Origin of the sequence: Pseudomonas sp. NBRC 111131 (genome assembly GCF_001320525.1) — a bacterium.
GTDB classification, from domain to species: domain Bacteria; phylum Pseudomonadota; class Gammaproteobacteria; order Pseudomonadales; family Pseudomonadaceae; genus Aquipseudomonas; species Aquipseudomonas ceruminis.
In genome coordinates, this window is sequence record NZ_BCBH01000002.1 from 239,671 (window position 1) to 256,605 (window position 16,935).

Here is a 16,935-nt window from a genome sequence, read left to right on the forward strand (position 1 = left end):
CACACAGAAAAGCCCGCGTGGCATCATTGCCAGGCGGGCTCAGGGGCAGCGGCCATGCTGCGGCGCTCACACGGTCAGAACGCCTCCGAGACCAACCGGTACAACTGCGCCGCCACTTGTAGCTTGAAGCGGTCCTGTGGGTTATCCAGGGAGATCCCGAGCAAGTGCTCGATACGCTCGACGCGGTAGCGCAAGGTGCTGATGTGAATGTCCAGTGCCTTGGCGGTATTGAGCAGTTGAAAGCCTTCACCCGCCAGGCACAGGGCGGTTTCGGTCAACGCGTTACCCCGTTTGGGATGCTCAAGCGGCTCGATCATGCGCTCCAATAGCAAGCGGCGGGCATCTGCATCACCCATCAATGCCCTGGGGAACAGCACCTCGTCGAAGTCATGCAACTTGCCAGGGCGCAGCAGGCCAAGCAGCGCCGAGACATCTTCGGCGCCTTGGGCCATACCGGTCACGCCCCGATGGACCCGGCTCACGGCAAGCGCCCCCCCTTCGGTACGGATCACCTTCCAGACGGCCTCCGGCGCTACTTCGGCCGGCAACAGGAAGCTGATCTGGTTGAGCGATACCGAGATCAGCGGTGCGACATCCAGCCCCTGCATGGTCACCGCCAGGCGGTCCGTCATTTTCGAGCGGCGATTGAAGCCCTCGATGGACAAGGGAATGGGTTCGTTGAGCAGCACCAGGCAGACCCGGTACGCCCGGTTTTCACTCCAACCCGATGCCTGGGCGCGCTCGATGGCGCTGGGCGTCGCCGAAAACTTGCCCTCCAGCAGGCCGGCCACAAAGGCGTAGCCCAGACGTGTCTCCTGGTCAGAAAGTTGGCGCTGATAGCTCAGGTGCAGCGCCGCGATCACCAGCGCATGCTCCAGCGCACGCGCGTCGAGTTCCTCGAAGGGGTCGCTGTCGCTGTCCAGCCAGATCACCGCAGCCACTTCACCGCGCAATCTGATCGCCCCTCCCAGGCGGGCGCAGCCCCAGCCATGCCCGGCGTCCAGGGTAACAGCCGTGTTGGCGCCGAAGAACGCCGCCAGGCTCTGCTGGGCAATGATGCGGCGGATCAGCGCCCGCTCCTGGTCCTCACTGGCGGCGGCCAGCGAGCTGCCCAGCACGGTGCCGTCACTGGACACCACCGTGGCAGGCTTGTCCAGGGCTGCATGCAGCGCCTTGGCCAGCCCCTGGAGGTTGTTCACTTCCAGCGCGGCTTCGGTGAGCGTGCGATGGATGAGGTCCGAACGGCGGATGATTTCAGCCTGGATGTTGATGATCCGCGCCAGCACGTCGTGCATGATCTCGCTGAACTGGATCTCCCAGGGCAGCTCGAGCAACGGCAAATTGCAGCGGTTGGCTTCATCGATGGCCGCCTGGGTGAAGTGCTCACGAAAATGCGGCACCGCCAACACCACCCCTGCCAACCCGATGTCGCTCAGCCGGCGTACCATCTCACGGCACTCGTCATCCGCAACCGGCCAGTTGTAGCCGGTGGTCAGCAGCAGCTCACCGGGTTTGAGCCAGTTGGTGATCTCGGGGTGGTCGACGATATGCACCCAGGTGATTTCGCGCGCCATGGCGTCTGCTCCGGCCACCACGGTGGCTTCGCGCAGCACCGTGTGTTGGATCGCGGCGTCGAGTTTCATTGTCGAGTTTCCTTGCTGTGTTGGCGAACCACCGGCAGCGAACGGCCAGGCCACGCGCGACATTAGCAGCCCGTGGCCGATGCGTGTATGCCGCCTGCTGCAGCCTACCCGAGTATTTTTGCCAGGTACTCAGCCAGGTGCAGGGGTTCACGCCCGCTGACGTTGCGGATCTGCCCACGGCAGCTGAACCCGTCCGCCACCACCGCAGCCTCCTGCGGAATCTGGTCGATGCACGGCTTGAACGCCTGCTCGCCAATGACCTTGGCAATGGGCGCGGTCTTGCTGTGATAGGCATAGGCGCCTGCCACCCCGCAGCAACCGGCCTGAATCACCTGCCCTTTGCCGCCAAGCTTCTCCAGCACGCCCTGTTCTGCCGCCATCCCGCCACAGGCTTTCTGGTGGCAATGGCCGTGGATGCGCACATCCTCGTTGATCGCCGGCAGTTGCAGGCCGCGGCTGCGGATGAACTCGCTGAGGGTCATGATGGATTTTTCCAGCTGCTTGGCCCGCGGGTCGTGCGGGAACAGCCCTGGCATCTCATCGCGGAACACCGAGAGGCAACTGGGCTCGAGCACCAGCACCGGCATACCCTCTTCCAACACCGGCGCAAGCTGCTCGAGGATTTGCGTCAGGTTGGCCTTGGCTTGGTCGACCATCCCCACATCGTAATACGGGCGGCCGCAGCAAACGTGGCGCTTCATCAGTTTCACGCGCAAGCCTAACAGCTCCAGCACCTGCACACCGGCTTCGAGCACCTTGGGCGTGAACCCGTTGTTGAAGCTGTCCACCCACAACAGCACCTCACGCCCACTGTGGCGGTCGCTTTCCTTGAGCAAGCGTTTGGCGGTGGTGCCGGCGCGGAAACTCTGCGAGGCAATCTTCGGGAACCGGGCGTGCCTGGCCAGGCCGAACCAGGCGCCCGCGGTGCGGACCAACGGGTTGCCCATGGCGTAGTTGAGCACTGGCGACAGCTTGGTGGCATGGGGCAGCCACTCGCCGATGCGGCCGATCATGGCATCCATCACCGGGCGGCGTTTATCGGCGTAATAGCGGCTGAGAAACTCGGTCTTGTAGCGCGCGATGTTCACGTTGGTCGGGCAGTCGGTCTTGCACCCTTTGCAACTCAGGCACAGGTCCAGCGAATCCTTGACCTGCTCGTTCTGCCAACCGTCCTCGATGACCTCCCCCTTGAGCAGCTCGAAGAACAGCCGGGCGCGACCACGGGTCGAGTACTTTTCTTCGCGGGTGGCGCGAAAGCTTGGGCACATGGTGCCTCCGTCCAACGAACGGCACTTGCCCATGCCGATGCAGCGCTCCGCCTCGCGTGCCAGCCCCTGGCTGCCCAGGCGGGCATCGTAGGTGAAGGCGCTCTGCACCGCTGGACGACTGTAGCCAGGCCCCATGCGCAGGTTGGCATCGACAGGCATCGCGTGGATCAACTTGCCTGGGTTCATGCGGTTAAGCGGGTCCCAGATGGCCTTGAACTCGGCAAAGGCCTGCATGATCGCCTGGGAATACATGATGGGCAGGTACTCCCCCTTGGCCTGGCCGTCGCCATGCTCGCCCGACAGCGAGCCGCCATAGCGCACCACCAGGTGCGCAGCCTCCTCGAGAAAGGCGCGCCAATTGCGTACACCGCTGTCGGACTTCAGGTCGAAGGTGATCCGTGAGTGAATGCAACCATCTCCGAAATGCCCGTAGAGGTTGGTCTTGTAGCCGTAACGCGCGACCAGTTGCTTGAACTCGCGAAGGTACTTGCCCAGGTGTTCCGGCTCGACCGCCGCGTCTTCCCAGCCCACCACCGGGTCCGGTTCGTTGGGGTCCAGGCCCAGCGAGGTCGCCGAAGCGCCGGTTTCACGAATGGTCCAGATGCGGTTCATCAGGCCTTTGTCTGTCACCAGCCGTGCACTCGGCCGCCCCGGCAATTGCGGCGCGATGGCCACGGCCCGCTGCGCCAGTGCGGTGGCCTCCTCGGTGGACAGCGCACCGAATTCGATCATCAGCCAGGCGTTGCCTGCCGGCAGCTGCGCGATATCGGCAAGCTTCATGCCGCGTGCCTTGAGCCCGCCGATGATGCCATCGTCCAACCCCTCCATGGCAATCGGGCCCAGCGGCAGCAACTGTGGCACCGAGTCGGCGGCGTAGTAGATTTCCTCATAGCCCAGCACAACCAGTACCCGGTGCGTGGGGTTCTTCACCAACAGCGTCTCGGCCTGCAGGATAGTGACACAGGTTCCCTCCACCCCCACCAGCGCCCGAGCGATGTTAAAGCCGTTTTCCGGCAGCAACTGGTCGAGGTTGTACCCTGATACGCGACGTTTGAGCTTGGGGAAACCCCGGCGGATCTCGTCTTCATGGCGGTCGACCAGGTCCTTCAAGGCCTGGACGATCTCCGCCCGCCGGCCACCGGCCTGCAGGTGCTCCTGCAGCGCCGCGTCATCCGTGGGGCCAACCCAGAAGCGCTCGCCATCGTAGGTCAGCACCTCAAGCCGCTCGACGTTCTCCACAGTTTTGCCGGCCATGACCGAGTGGGCGCCACATGAGTTGTTGCCGATCATTCCACCCAGGGTGCAGCGGCTATGGGTGGCCGGGTCCGGGCCGAAGGTCAGGCCAACCTTGGCCGCTTCATCCTTGAGCTGGTCGCAGATGACCCCGGGCTCTACCCGCGCAATACGGCGTTCGACATCGATGTGGCCGATCGCATGCAGGTATTTGGAGGCATCGATCACCACGGCAGCGTTCACCGCCTGCCCGCACATGGATGTCCCGGCCCCGCGGGGCAGGATCGGCAGGCCCGCCGCCTGGCACAGGTTGACGGTGGTGACGATGTCCTCGAGCGTCCTGGGTATCACCACGCCGATCGGCAATTGCCGATAGTTCGAAGCCTCGCAAGCGTAAAGCGCGCGCGACGCTGCGTCGAACCTGATCTCGGCGCTGGTCTGCGCTGCCAGCTTCTCGCGCAGACTGAGCAAGACGTTCAAGTCAAAGGGGATAGGAGTGTTCTGGGTCATGGAGCGAAACCTTCTCGATCATCGGCACGGTCGCGTCTTGTGTTGTCGTCCGCAGACAGACAGCGGCGCAGTGCCGGTACTGTAGGGGGCACCTGCCCTGCGCTCTACGTATGCCAAGAAGGAACAATCACGCCGTTCCACCTACGTGCGGTAGGAGGTTACCGCCCATCCTGCATGAGGGTTTAAACCGCGACGGCCTGGGCACGCGAGGCATGCCTGGCCGCTGCGGGCAGCCCGTGCAGACTGAACCCTCACCGCCCCCTCCAAGTCCCACGTCTGAACACCAACCCACGGGGCATGTTTGATGGAGTACTGGATCAAGTTGCTTGAATGGCCCGCCATGGCCTTGACCGTCCTGGCGGCATGGTGCATCGGCTCAAGCCGCCCCGGCCGGCGCAAAGTAGGTTTCTGCTGCTTCATCGCCAGCAACCTGCTGTGGTCGGTCTGGGGCTGGCAGGCCCAGGCCTGGGCCTTGATCATCCTGCAGATCTGCCTGTGCGCCATGAACCTGCGCGGTTGGAAGAAGAACACTTCGATGGAGCCCGGGCGGTAGCCGCAGCGAAGCCCGGGCTTGCTTCAGCGGCGGGCTTTCTGTTCTACATCGGCAAGCGTGCGTTCGATCTTGCGCGCTTGTGCTTCCTGCTCCTTGATCGAGGTGGGAGTGATTACCTTGTCCACGGCCTCGGTGTCCGGGTCTGGCCGCTCCAGTACCGGGTCTGGCGAAGCTTCGCCTTGCTGGGCCTGCTCCGACGAAATCGGCCGCGGGACCTTGTCTGCGGGCTTAGGGTCAGGGTGCTTCATGGTGTTCTCCTTGCGTGATTGCCTGTCTTTCAGAAGAACCTGGCGGCGCCGGAAAGTTTGATCCGATTGGGCCAATACCCCGCATGCTGAGCCTTGGCAGCCACTTGTCCCCGGCGTCAGCAGAAACGCTGAACGTTTCAAGCAAGGCTCACGTCGGAGAACAAAGACGCAGCCCACTGCGCGTACCCTAACCGTGAGGACCTCCCATGAGCGCACATTCCCTCAAGGGCCACGAAGCGCATGCCATACGCCTGACACTCAACGGCCAGAACAGGTCGGTTCAGGTCCACCCCTGGACCACCTTGCTCGACCTGTTGCGTGACCAACTGGACCTGATCGGCACCAAGAAAGGCTGCGATCATGGCCAATGCGGTGCCTGCACGGTGCTGCGCGACGGCAAGCGCATCAACGCCTGCCTGACACTGGCCGTGATGTGCGACGGTGCCGCGCTGGTCACGGTCGAAGGGCTGGCCAACGGCGACGAACTGCATCCCATGCAGCGCGCCTTCATTACCCACGACGCGTTCCAGTGTGGCTACTGCACCCCCGGGCAGCTCTGTTCGGCAGTCGGACTGGCGCGTGAAGGCCGCGCCGACTGCCCACAAGCCATTCGCGAGCTGATGAGCGGTAACCTGTGCCGCTGCGGTGCGTACAGCAACATTCTTGCCGCAGTGGAAGAAGCCCTGCCCCTGACGCGCGCCCAGATCGATGCCGAACGAGGACCGCGCACATGACCCCCTTCAGCTATCACAAACCTGCATCAATCACTGACGCGGTAAACCTGGCAGATCCGGCTTCGCGTTTCATCGCCGGGGGCACCAACTTGGTCGATTTGATGAAAGAGAACATCGTACGGCCCGAGCGCCTGATCGATATCACCGGGCTTGGGTTGAACACTGTGGAGCAAACGCCCAACGGCGGGCTACTGATTGGCGCACTGGTGAGCAATGCCGACCTGGCCTGGCACCCGCTGATCGAACAGGGTTACCCGCTGCTGTCCCAGGCGATCCTGGCGGGGGCGTCACCGCAGTTGAGGAACATGGCCAGCACCGGCGGCAACCTGCTGCAGCGCACTCGCTGCTACTACTTCTATGACACCGGGGTGCCCTGCAACAAGCGCGAACCAGGCAGCGGGTGCCCTGCCCGCGCAGGCCTGAATCGCATTCACGCCATTCTCGGCGCCAGCGACAGCTGCGTTGCAACCCACCCTTCGGACATGTGCATTGCCTTGGCGGCGTTGGAGGCGGTGGTCCACGTGCAGGGTCGGGCGGGTAAACGGTGTATCCCCTTCGCCGACTTCCATCGCCTTCCCTACGACACACCGGAGCGCGACAACCAGCTGGCAACTGATGAACTGATCACCGCCATCGAATTGCCGCCGCCTGAATTCGCCCAGCATTACTGCTACCTGAAGATTCGCGACCGTGCTTCCTACGCCTTCGCCTTGGTCTCGGTGGCGGCGGCCTTGAAGCTAGAGGGCGACCTGATCGTCGACGCTCGTCTGGCACTGGGCGGTGTCGCGCACAAACCCTGGCGTGACCCGGCCGTGGAATTGACCTTGAAAGGCCAGAAGGTAGCCCATGAGCTGTTCGCGCGGGTGGCTGAACACATGCTGAAAGGGGCGCAGCCCCTGAGCCAAAACGCTTTCAAGGTAACCCTCGGCCGTCGAGCCATCGTGCGCGCCCTGAGTGACGCCGCGTTCGGCACCCGCCCCGCAAGGACGACACCATGAGCCAGATCAACCCCGTTGTCGGCACACCGCTCGACCGTGTGGACGGTGTAGCGAAGGTTACCGGTACAGCGCGATACGCCGGCGAGTACCCACAGGACGGTTTGCTTTACGCCAGCGTCGTATCGAGCACCGTTGCGTGCGGTCGTGTGCTGCGCATCGACAGCACCCGGGCGCTGCAGGTGCCCGGTGTGGTCTGTGTGCTGGACCACAACCATCGCCCGCGGATTTCCAGTTATGACGACGACTACAGCGACGCCGACTCCGCAGAAGGCGCGCCCTTTCGCCCCTTGTTCAATGACCGTGTCCTGTACAGCGGCCAGCCCTTGGCGCTGGTGGTCGCCGAAAGCCTGGAGCTGGCACGGTACGCCGGCTCGCTGATCCACATCGAATACCACACGCAGCCCCACCAGACCGACCTGCTTGCCGTGCTGGAACAGGCCTATCCGGCGCCTGCGCAGACGCCTGAACCGCGTGGCGACTTCGCGGGGCAGTTCGCCAATGCGCCAGTCACGGTCGATGCGACGTATACAACGCCCAATGAGCATCACAACCCGATGGAGCCCCATGCCTCGACGGTGTTCTACAAGGTGGACGGTACCCTGGAGATTCATGACAAAACTCAGGGTACGCAGAACTGTCAGGACTACCTGCACAAGGTATTTGGCTTGCCCAAGGACAAAATCCGGGTACTGGCAGCCTTTGTCGGCGGCGCCTTCGGCTCGGGCTTGCGCCCGCAGTACCAGTTGCCGCTGGCGGTCATGGCGGCATTGCACCTGCAACGCTCGGTGCGCCTCACCCTGACCCGCCAGCAGATGTTCACCTTTGGCTACCGGCCCCGCACCCAGCAACGGCTGCGCCTGGGCGCAGCTGCAGATGGCCGGCTGCTGGCCATTGCACACGACGCCATCGGCCAGACCTCACGTTTCGAGGATTTCACCGAGCACCTGGTGGAGTGGAGCGGCATGCTGTACCAGTGCGACAACGTTGCATTGAGCTATCGGCTGGCAGCGCTGGACGTGTATACCCCGTTGGACATGCGCGCACCGGGGGCCGCCTCCGGCGTGATTGCCCTTGAGTGCGCCATGGACGAATTGGCCATCGCGGCGAACATCGACCCCCTGCAATTGCGCCGGCGCAATTTCGCCGCCAGCAATGGCAACGAAGGCAAACCCTACTCCAGCAAGGAACTGTTGGCTTGTTACGACCAGGGTGCCGCGCGTTTCGGCTGGAACAGCCGTGACCCTGCGCCACGCAGCCTGCGCAAAGGCAGGCAACTGGTTGGCTGGGGCATGGCGGGCGGCGTCTGGGAAGCGATGCAGATGAAGGCCAGCGCCAAGGCCAGCATCGATCAGCAGGGTCATGTGACCGTCAGCAGCGCCACGACCGACATAGGGACCGGGACCTACACCGTCATGACCCAGATTGCCGCCGACGCTGCCGGGGTGACGCCGCAGGACGTGACCTTCGTGCTGGGCGACTCGTCCCTGCCGACCGCGCCCCTGCAGGGTGGTTCGTTCACTGTGTCCTCGGTAGGCTCTGCGGTCCGTCAGGCCTGCCTGGTGCTGCGCACGAAAGTACTGGCGTTTGCCCGTCAGCGCTACCCCGAGATCGGCGCAACAGCGGCACAGGACATCGCGTTCGGCGACGGTTACCTGCACGCTGGCGAGCACCGCTTCGCCATCGCCGACATCGTCGCCCAGGCCAGTGAAGGGGCGTTCGACGTGCAGATCGATGCAGAACCGGGTGCCAGGCGTGCGCCCTTCTCCACCGCGACCCATTCGGCGGTGTTCGTCGAAGTGCAGGTCGATGAAGACCTGGGCACGATCAAGGTTACCCGGGTGGTCAGCGCGGTGGCGGCGGGACGTGTGGTCAACCCGAAAACCGCCCGCAGTCAGATCCTTGGAGGCGTGGTCTGGGGCCTTGGCATGGCACTGCACGAACAGACGCAGACCGATCATCGGCTGGGCCGTTTCCTCAACCATAACCTGGCGGAGTACCACATACCGGTGCAGGCGGACATTGCCGATATCGAGGTGATCTTCGTCGACGAACCCGACGATATCGTCAACGACCTGGGCTCCAAGGGCGTTGGCGAAATCGGCATCGTCGGGGTGGCAGCCGCCGTGGCCAATGCCATCTACCATGCGACGGGCAAGCGGGTCAGGGAGTTTCCAATAACGCTCGACAAGGTGCTGTAGCCCGTACCAGCCATCACCCGTGTTGAACCCTTGCCCAGGCCGTCGACTCAACCCCAGGCAAGCCCAGTTCCAACCACCGCGATGAGGTGTTCCATGAATGCTATCGATCTGCTAATTCAAGACCACAAGCTGGTGAAGAAACTGCTGGAAGAACTGTCCGCCACCACCGAGCGCGCAGTGAAACGACGCACCGAGCTGCTGCAGCGCATCGAACAGGAGTTGCAGGTGCACACCGCGTTGGAGGAAGAAATCCTCTACCCGGCCATCAAACAGGCGGGAGGCAAGGAAGAAGCGAAGATGTATTACGAGGCCAAGGAAGAGCACCGCACCGTCGATTCGCTGGTATTGCCTGACCTGCTGCACACAGAGGCCGGTACGCTTGAGTTCGCCGGGCGCGTCAAGGTCATGAAAGAGTTGCTCGAGCACCATATCGAAGAAGAGGAAGGCGAACTGTTCCCGACCGCGAAGAGACTGCTGGGCAAAGAAGAGCTCGAACAGATGGGGCAAGCCATGCTGGCGCACAAGAAGATGCACAAGGGCGACCAGCGCGCCGCTTGACCAACACGTGCGCGCCCTGGGTGGCGCGCAACGCCTCCCACGGTGCTCACAATGTCACCCCGCTGCGTTCAGGCACGCCAGTGTCGCCAAGGCATTGCCCAAGGCGGCACCGGACGCCGTGTTGTCAAAGATGCACCAGGTTGGCACACCCTGCGCGGCGCTGGCGGTGAGCAGCACTGCCATTTGCTGCACAAACGCCGCTGAATAGGCACTGGCATAGGTCCGCGGCACCCCATGCAGGCGCCAATACACCAATCCCGGCCAACCTCCTGGCTGAGCATCGATGGCCAAGCGTGGTGGGCTGGCGGCAACCTGGGCCACCTGCATTTGCACCAGCATCGGCTGCGCCGCCTGCCACGATGCATGCCGGGGCTCCACCGCCAACGCGCCGGTATAGCGTTGCCGTACGCTGGCAAAAAAGCGTTGCGCCACCTCACGGTCGAACGCCAATGACGGCGGCAACTGCACCAACAGGCACCCGAGGTGGCCTTGCAGTTGGCCGCACTGGCCGAGAAAGGTATCCAGCAATGCTTCGCAACCTTGCAGGCGCAGCTCGTGGGTAATGGCCTTGGGTAGCTTGACGCTAAAGCGGAAGCCTTCGGGCACCGATGCAGCCCAGCGGGCATAGGTTTGCGGCCGGTGCGGGCGGTAGAACGAGCTGTTGATCTCAACCGCGTTCAACTGCGCGGCGTAGCGCTGCAGGTGACTGCCGCTACCGGGAAATGCGTGCACCTCGTGGCTGGACAAGCTCCAGCCGGCACAGCCGAGATGGATCATTGCAGCGCTCCTGCCGTTAGCCCATTTGTTGCTATGAGTGCCGGCGGGGTACGGCGTTCCATCGCGGCGGCAGGGCCTTAATGCCGTACATCCCGTCTTGGAAACCGGCGCTGAACTTTGCACGGGGTTCAGGCTTCCCTAACCATGAGGCTCGACACGCGGGCCTGGTTGTTGCGAATTTGCAGGAGCTGTCGAATGCCCCGAATCATCACACCGAGCACACCCGAACACGAAATCGACGAGCACAATGTCAGGATGTTCGGCTCGCCGAAGGAGCGGCTGGACTTCTATCGTCGGGAGATCCAGTACGAAACCAGTATCCTTGCCAACCGTACCGACGCGTACTTGGCGGCGCAGTCGTTCCTGGTCATCGCCTTCGTGTCCTCGATGAACAACACCAACCAGGGTTGGGGCGAAATGTTCACGCTGATAGTGCCAGCGTTCCTGGCCTTGCTCGGGGTGCTGAGTTCGCTGAATGCCTGGCCGGGCATCCACGCCGCCTACACGGTCATTGACCATTGGCAGTTGAAGCAGAGCCACCTGCTGCGTAGCGAGCCGCTAATGGGCCTGGCGTATGATGAGTCGCCACTGTTCTGTGAAGCTGAAACCTCCCGCGCCGGGCACCGCAAATCGCTGCTGTTCTCCCTGCGCACGCCATGGATCTTCCTGGTGTTCTGGATGTTGCTGGGCATCTACGCGGTCTACATCCAGCTGGCCTGACTCGGCACACTGCACGGGTAATCCCGCCCGGCAACCGCGTCCAGGTAGGCGCGATGGGCTTCGACGCGCAAGTGGCGCCACTCGCGGAAACTGATCAGGCCCAGCCGATCCATCTCATCGGCCCTGCGCGCCAGCTCGGCGTGGTAGTCATCCGGGCACTCCATGCGCAGCAGCCTGTCTTCGAGCAGGCGATACCACGCCGCCAGCCCCTGCAGCCGTTCCTGTTCCGGCAACGTCAAGGACGCGTCGAAAACCCTCATGTCGCACCCCCTTCGGTGCCAGCGTTTAACCATGGAGTCGGCACGGCGACCAGGGTTCAGCTTTCAGGCATGGACGGTTGCCAGGTTCCAGCCAGCCGACCAGGGCGCACACGGTTGAAACTTTCCGCGCCGGCACTCAGTCCAGACCCTAACTACGACTGACAGGGAGACGACAATGACAGGCACGGTAGGCGACTTTCTGGTTGAGCGCTTGTACCAATGGGGCGTGCGCCGCATCTATGGCTACCCAGGCGATGGCATCAATGGTGTGTTCGGCGCACTGAGCCGGGCCAACGGCAAGATTGAGTTCATCCAGGCCCGGCACGAAGAAATGGCCGCGTTCATGGCCAGCGCCCATGCCAAGTTCACCGGCGAACTGGGCGTGTGCATCGCCACCTCCGGGCCCGGTGCTTCCCACCTGCTCACCGGCCTCTACGATGCGCGCATGGACCACATGCCAGTGCTGGCCATCGTTGGCCAGCAGGCACGCGGTGCGCTCGGCGGGCACTATCAGCAGGAACTGGACCTGGTTTCGATGTTCAAGGACGTGGCCGGTGCCTTCGTCCAACAGGCTTCCACCCCCTCGCAGGTGCGTCACCTGCTCGACCGCGCCGTGCGCACGGCCGTCGGCGAGCGCCGAGTGACGGCGGTCATTCTTCCCAACGACCTGCAGGACCTGCCCTACAACGAACCGCCACGGGCCCACGGCACCCTGCATTCGGGCATTGGCTACAGCAAGCCAAAAGTGGTGCCGTATGACGGCGATTTGCAGCGCGCCGCCGAGGTGCTCAACGCCGGGCGCAAGGTCGCCATTCTCGTCGGTGCCGGCGCCTTGCAAGCGTCAGAGGAAGTGTTCGCCATTGCCGAAAAACTCGGCGCAGGGGTGGCCAAGGCCCTGCTGGGCAAGGCAGTCCTGCCCGATGAGCTGCCCTGGGTCACGGGCTCGATCGGCCTGCTGGGCACCGAGCCCAGCTACCAGTTGATGACTGAATGCGACACTTTGCTGATGATCGGCTCCGGCTTCCCCTATGCCGAATTCCTGCCCAAGGAAGGCCAGGCCCGTGGCGTGCAGATCGACCTGCAGGCAGACATGCTCAGCCTACGCTACCCGATGGAGGTCAACCTGGTCGGCGACGCCGCTGAAACCCTGCGTGAGTTGCTCCCCCTGCTCGAACACAAGACCGAACGGCGCTGGCGCAAGAAGGTCGAGGGTTGGCGCGCGCGCTGGGACAAGACCGTGGCAAAACGCGCCATGGCCAAGGCCGACCCGATCAACCCGCAGCGTGTGGTGTACGAGCTGTCCCCGCGTCTGCCTGACGCCGCCATCGTCACCAGTGATTCCGGCTCCTGCGCCAACTGGTATGCACGCGACCTGCAGATCCGCCAAGGCATGCAATGCTCGCTGTCTGGCGGCCTGGCCTGCATGGGCGCCGCGGTGCCCTACGCCATTGCGGCTAAGTTCGCCCACCCACAGCGCACAGTGGTCGCCCTGGTGGGCGATGGTGCGATGCAGATGAACAACCTGGCCGAGCTGATTACCGTGGCCAAGTACTGGCAGCAGTGGGAAAACCCGAAATGGATCTGCGCGGTGTTCAACAACGAGGACCTAAACCAGGTCACCTGGGAACAGCGGGTCATGGAAGGTGACCCCAAGTTCGAGGCCTCACAGTCGATCCCTGACGTGCCCTACCACCTGTTCGCCATCTCCATCGGGCTCAAGGGTATCTTCGTCGACCGCGAGGAGAACGTCGCCAGTGCATGGGAACAGGCGCTGGCCGCCGACTGCCCGGTGCTGATCGAATTCAAGACCGACCCCAACGTGCCGCCACTGCCGCCGCACATCACCCTGGAGCAGGCGAAGGCGTTTGCCGGCACGTTGCTCAAGGGCGATCCCGACGAGGCTGGGATCATCGTACAAGCTGCAAAACAGGTGCTCGGCGCTGTGCTGCCTGGGCGAAAGTGACGGTGCCTTCAGCGTGAAGGCGCATGGCGCCTGCGGTACTCCGCCGGGGTCACGCCGACATGGCGAACGAATGTGCGGCGCAACGTATCGGCATTGGCGAACCCGCACAGCGCCGCCACCTGCTTGGGGGCGTCCCGCCCGCCCTCGAGCAGCGCACGCGCCGCATTGACCCGCGCCAGTTCCACCCAGGCAGCCGGGGTCATGCCTACATCCTGTTGAAACACCCGGGCAAAATGGCGCGGGCTCAACCCCATGCGCGATGCCAGCTGCGCAATGGTGTGGTCCAGTGCCGGGTTGGCGGCAATGTAGCGCTGCAATGACTGCAGCGCCGAACGCCCGACAGGCGACGTCGCGCCCTGCCGGCTGAATTGCAACTGGCCACCTGGGCGTTTGAAGTACATCACCAACTGGCTGGCCACCTGCTGGGCAATGGCAGGCCCCAGGTCCTCCTCTACCAGCGCCAGGGCCAAGTCCAGGCCGGCAGTGACGCCTGCGGCGGTGCGCAGGTTACCGTCATGCACTTGGATAGCGTCGGCCTCTACCTGCACGTGGGGATAGCGTGCCGCCAGCGGCGCGGCAACGGCCCAGTGGGTAGTCACGCGGCGGCCATCGAGCAAGCCGGCGGCCGCCAGGGCAAAGGCGCCAGTGCACACCGAGCCGTAACGGCGGCACGCCCCCGCCCGTATCCGCAGCCACTCCAGGATGCCGGGGCGCAGGTAGAGGTCGGCCGCTTGTGGCGTACCGGCCACCAGCAAGGTGTCGAAAGCCTCTAGCGCTTCCCCTATCCAGCCATCGGGCACCAGGCGAGTGCCGGAAGAGCTGACCAGCGGGCCAGGCTCACAAGCCAGCAGACGCAAGCGGTAGGCTTCATGACCTGCTTGCCGATTGGCTTCGGCGAACACATCCAGCGGCCCGCAGGCATCGAGCAGTTGGACACCCGGCAGGGCGAGGATGGCGAGGGTACGTGGTGCAGGCGGCATGAAAGCTCCGGGGTGCAGGCAAGCAGAGGGGTCCGGCGCAAGGCCGGATCACGCTGACAATGGCAGTATTTGACGCAACAAGTCAATTGAGGACACAGCCTCAGGGCCGCAGACTGACCACGTCATTCCCCACTGAGGTCTCAATCATGGCTACCCTTGCTGGTATTCAAGTACCCGACAGCCGCATGGCGCGGGAAATCACCGAGCGGGTTCGCGATACCGCCACGCCGTTGCTGTTCCATCATTCGAGCAGGGTCTTTTATTTTGCGGCGCTGGCCGGCCGGCGCCGCGGGCTCAACTTCGACAGCGAACTGCTATACGCCGGCTGCATGTTCCACGACATGGGCCTGACCCATCAGCACAGCAGCGCCTGCTGCCGCTTCGAGGTCGATGGCGCCAATGTCGCCCGCGACTTTTTGCAGGGTCACGGTATCGACGAGCGCGATATCGAACGCGTATGGACAGCCATCGCCCTGCACACCACCCCTGGCATTCCCGAGCACATGCACCCGTTGATCGCGCTGGTCACCGCCGGCGTTGAAACGGACGTACTGGGCCTGCACCACGAAGGCCTGAGCATTGCCGACCGCGATGCGGTCGTCCAGGCGCACCCACGCGGCGATCACTTCAAGGAGGCGATCATCCAGGCGTTTTACGAGGGTATTCGTCACAAGCCTCAAACCACCTTTGGCAACGTCAAGGCGGATGTGATTGCCGACAAGGAACCGGCGTTCCGCCCGGGCAATTTCTGCAGCATCATCCGCCAGTCCTGCTGGCCGAGCTGAGCCATACGGCTGCCGGGCTGATGGCCCGGCAGTTTATTTGCGGTGCTTGGCCTTACACGCCGAACGCGCACCGCGTGCCTGCAGTCACAGCATCATGGCCCTGGCCCAGATTCTGTGGAGGCATTGCGCACATGAGCTTCATTGTCTGGGTCGCCATGCTAGGGGCCGTGTTGCTGCTGCTGGCGCTCACCTCCTCTTACCTGCGCTGGATACCGGTCACCACCTCCGTGATGTGCCTGGGCTTGGGCATTGCCCTTGGCCCTGCTGGGTTGGGTCTGCTGCAGCTGGACCTTGGCCAGTCCAGCCGCTGGATGGAACACCTCACCGAAGTCGCCGTATTGTTCTCGCTGTTCGTCAGCGGCCTGAAGCTACGGCTGCCGCTGAGCAGCCGCAGTTGGCGCGTCGCCTTTTGCCTGGCCGGGCCGCTGATGCTGCTGTGCATTGCGGGTGTCAGCCTGCTGCTGCATTTCGGCTTGCACCTGGGCTGGGGCGTTTCGGTATTGATCGGCGCCATTCTTGCCCCAACCGACCCCGTGCTGGCCACCTTGGTGCAGGTCAACGACGCACAGGACTATGACCGGGTCCGCTTTGGCCTTTCCGGTGAGGCTGGGCTCAACGATGGCGTGGCCTTCCCCTTCGTCATTCTCGGCCTGCTGCTTGTACAGGGGGAGGCAGGCGGCCAGTGGCTCGGCCCCTGGCTGCTGCAGGATGTGCTGTGGGCCGTGCCTGCGGGGCTGCTGTGTGGCTACTGGATGGGGCGCGGGTTGGGCCACCTGACCCTGTACCTGCGCATTCAGAACGACGACAGCACCGTGTCACCTAACGATTACCTGACACTGGCCCTGATTGCCCTGGCGTATGTGGTCGCCGAGCTGATCCAAGGCTACGGTTTTCTCGCCGTGTTCGCAGCAGGCCTTGGCTTGCGCCAGGCCGAAGTGCACACCAGCCCCGACCCGCATGAACCGGCCGAGCACCTGGTGCAGCCAGTGGTCGGCCACCAGCATGTCGCGCCTGAACATGCGGTAAAGGGCGACCTGGATGCTTTGGAAGACAGCCAGGTCGCGGCGGGCATCATGCTGGGCGACATGCTGGCGTTCGGCGGCCTGGTGGAGCGGGCGATGGAGGTGTTCCTGGTGACCTTGCTCGGTGTGGTATTGATCGAACACTGGGACTGGCGAGCGCTGATCGTGGCCGGGGTGCTGTTCATGCTGATTCGTCCCTTGGGCACGTTGCTGATACCGTGGGGTAGCCTGTTGGACCTCCCACAGCGCGGTTTGCTGGGTTGGTTCGGGATCCGCGGGATCGGCAGCCTGTACTACCTGCTCTACGCCCTCAACCACGACCTGCTGCCTGCCGTTGCCTTGACCTGCACCAACCTCACCCTGTCGGTGGTGGCGCTGAGCGTGCTGGTACACGGGTTGAGTGTGCAACCGTTGCTGGCCCGTTACGAAACCGGCCGAGCGCGTCCTACCCGTTGATGCCTGCCCAACAGCCTCCACAGGTCGGC

15 protein-coding genes are annotated in these 16,935 nt (G+C 63.7%); 9 read left to right on the forward strand and 6 right to left on the reverse strand.

From position 1 onward, the window contains the following. Positions 1–74: 74 nt before the first annotated feature. Both APH34_RS03190 and APH34_RS03195 read right to left on the reverse strand, forming a co-directional pair. Positions 75–1,643, reverse strand: a complete 1,569-nt coding sequence (locus APH34_RS03190) for a PucR family transcriptional regulator (RefSeq protein ID WP_054899722.1) — start codon at positions 1,641–1,643, stop codon at positions 75–77. A 104-nt stretch (positions 1,644–1,747) separates the two neighbouring features. After that, positions 1,748–4,654 (reverse strand): FAD-binding and (Fe-S)-binding domain-containing protein, encoded by a 2,907-nt coding sequence (locus APH34_RS03195; protein WP_054899723.1) that lies wholly within the window; start codon positions 4,652–4,654, stop codon positions 1,748–1,750. A gap of 304 nt (positions 4,655–4,958) precedes the next feature. On the opposite strand from APH34_RS03195, the gene APH34_RS03200 reads away from it, so the two are divergent. Beyond that, positions 4,959–5,207 carry a hypothetical protein gene (locus APH34_RS03200; RefSeq protein ID WP_054899724.1) on the forward strand — a complete coding sequence of 83 codons (249 nt, stop codon included), beginning with the start codon at positions 4,959–4,961 and terminating at the stop codon, positions 5,205–5,207. 23 nt (positions 5,208–5,230) lie between these two features. Here APH34_RS03200 and APH34_RS03205 read toward each other — a convergent pair whose 3' ends face one another. Further along, the gene (locus tag APH34_RS03205; protein ID WP_054899725.1) at positions 5,231–5,455 is read right to left on the reverse strand and encodes a hypothetical protein; all 225 of its coding nucleotides are present in this window, start codon (positions 5,453–5,455) and stop codon (positions 5,231–5,233) included. Between the two features lie 206 nt (positions 5,456–5,661). On the opposite strand from APH34_RS03205, the gene APH34_RS03210 reads away from it, so the two are divergent. The 4 genes from APH34_RS03210 (at position 5,662) to APH34_RS03225 (ending at position 9,943) form a co-directional block, all read left to right on the forward strand. Next, on the forward strand, positions 5,662–6,189 hold the full coding sequence (locus APH34_RS03210; protein WP_054899726.1) for a (2Fe-2S)-binding protein: 528 nt from the start codon (positions 5,662–5,664) through the stop codon (positions 6,187–6,189). Beyond that, on the forward strand, positions 6,186–7,187 hold the full coding sequence (locus APH34_RS03215; protein ID WP_054899727.1) for a xanthine dehydrogenase family protein subunit M: 1,002 nt from the start codon (positions 6,186–6,188) through the stop codon (positions 7,185–7,187). Before APH34_RS03210 ends, APH34_RS03215 begins: the two co-directional genes overlap by 4 nt. Then, positions 7,184–9,385 carry a xanthine dehydrogenase family protein molybdopterin-binding subunit gene (locus APH34_RS03220; protein ID WP_054899728.1) on the forward strand — a complete coding sequence of 734 codons (2,202 nt, stop codon included), beginning with the start codon at positions 7,184–7,186 and terminating at the stop codon, positions 9,383–9,385. Before APH34_RS03215 ends, APH34_RS03220 begins: the two co-directional genes overlap by 4 nt. Before the next feature lie 93 nt (positions 9,386–9,478). After that, positions 9,479–9,943 (forward strand): hemerythrin domain-containing protein, encoded by a 465-nt coding sequence (locus APH34_RS03225; RefSeq protein ID WP_054899729.1) that lies wholly within the window; start codon positions 9,479–9,481, stop codon positions 9,941–9,943. Positions 9,944–9,997: 54 nt separating this feature from the next. Here APH34_RS03225 and APH34_RS03230 read toward each other — a convergent pair whose 3' ends face one another. After that, positions 9,998–10,720, reverse strand: coding sequence for a DUF72 domain-containing protein (locus APH34_RS03230; RefSeq protein WP_054899730.1), 723 nt, complete (start codon positions 10,718–10,720; stop codon positions 9,998–10,000). 195 nt (positions 10,721–10,915) lie between these two features. Here APH34_RS03230 and APH34_RS03235 point away from each other — a divergent pair, with 195 nt between their 5' ends. Then, entirely contained in the window at positions 10,916–11,440 is a 525-nt protein-coding gene (locus tag APH34_RS03235) for a hypothetical protein (protein ID WP_054899731.1), read from the forward strand. Here the strand turns inward: APH34_RS03235 and APH34_RS03240 are convergent. Continuing rightward, positions 11,422–11,700 carry a hypothetical protein gene (locus APH34_RS03240; protein WP_054899732.1) on the reverse strand — a complete coding sequence of 93 codons (279 nt, stop codon included), beginning with the start codon at positions 11,698–11,700 and terminating at the stop codon, positions 11,422–11,424. The two genes, APH34_RS03235 and APH34_RS03240, sit on opposite strands and share 19 nt — an antisense overlap. Before the next feature lie 175 nt (positions 11,701–11,875). Between APH34_RS03240 and APH34_RS03245 the strand changes: the two genes are divergently transcribed. After that, entirely contained in the window at positions 11,876–13,663 is a 1,788-nt protein-coding gene (locus tag APH34_RS03245; protein WP_054899733.1) for a thiamine pyrophosphate-requiring protein, read from the forward strand. A gap of 8 nt (positions 13,664–13,671) precedes the next feature. On the opposite strand, the gene APH34_RS03250 is transcribed toward APH34_RS03245, so the two are convergent. After that, a complete protein-coding gene (locus APH34_RS03250) occupies positions 13,672–14,643 on the reverse strand; it encodes a GlxA family transcriptional regulator (protein ID WP_054899734.1) in 972 nt (323 codons plus the stop codon). A gap of 143 nt (positions 14,644–14,786) precedes the next feature. On the opposite strand from APH34_RS03250, the gene APH34_RS03255 reads away from it, so the two are divergent. Together APH34_RS03255 and APH34_RS03260 are read left to right on the forward strand one after the other, a co-directional pair. Further along, positions 14,787–15,428 (forward strand): HD domain-containing protein, encoded by a 642-nt coding sequence (locus APH34_RS03255; protein ID WP_156358059.1) that lies wholly within the window; start codon positions 14,787–14,789, stop codon positions 15,426–15,428. Between the two features lie 131 nt (positions 15,429–15,559). Further along, positions 15,560–16,906, forward strand: a complete 1,347-nt coding sequence (locus APH34_RS03260; RefSeq protein ID WP_054899736.1) for a sodium:proton antiporter — start codon at positions 15,560–15,562, stop codon at positions 16,904–16,906. The last annotated feature ends 29 nt before the right edge of the window (positions 16,907–16,935 follow it).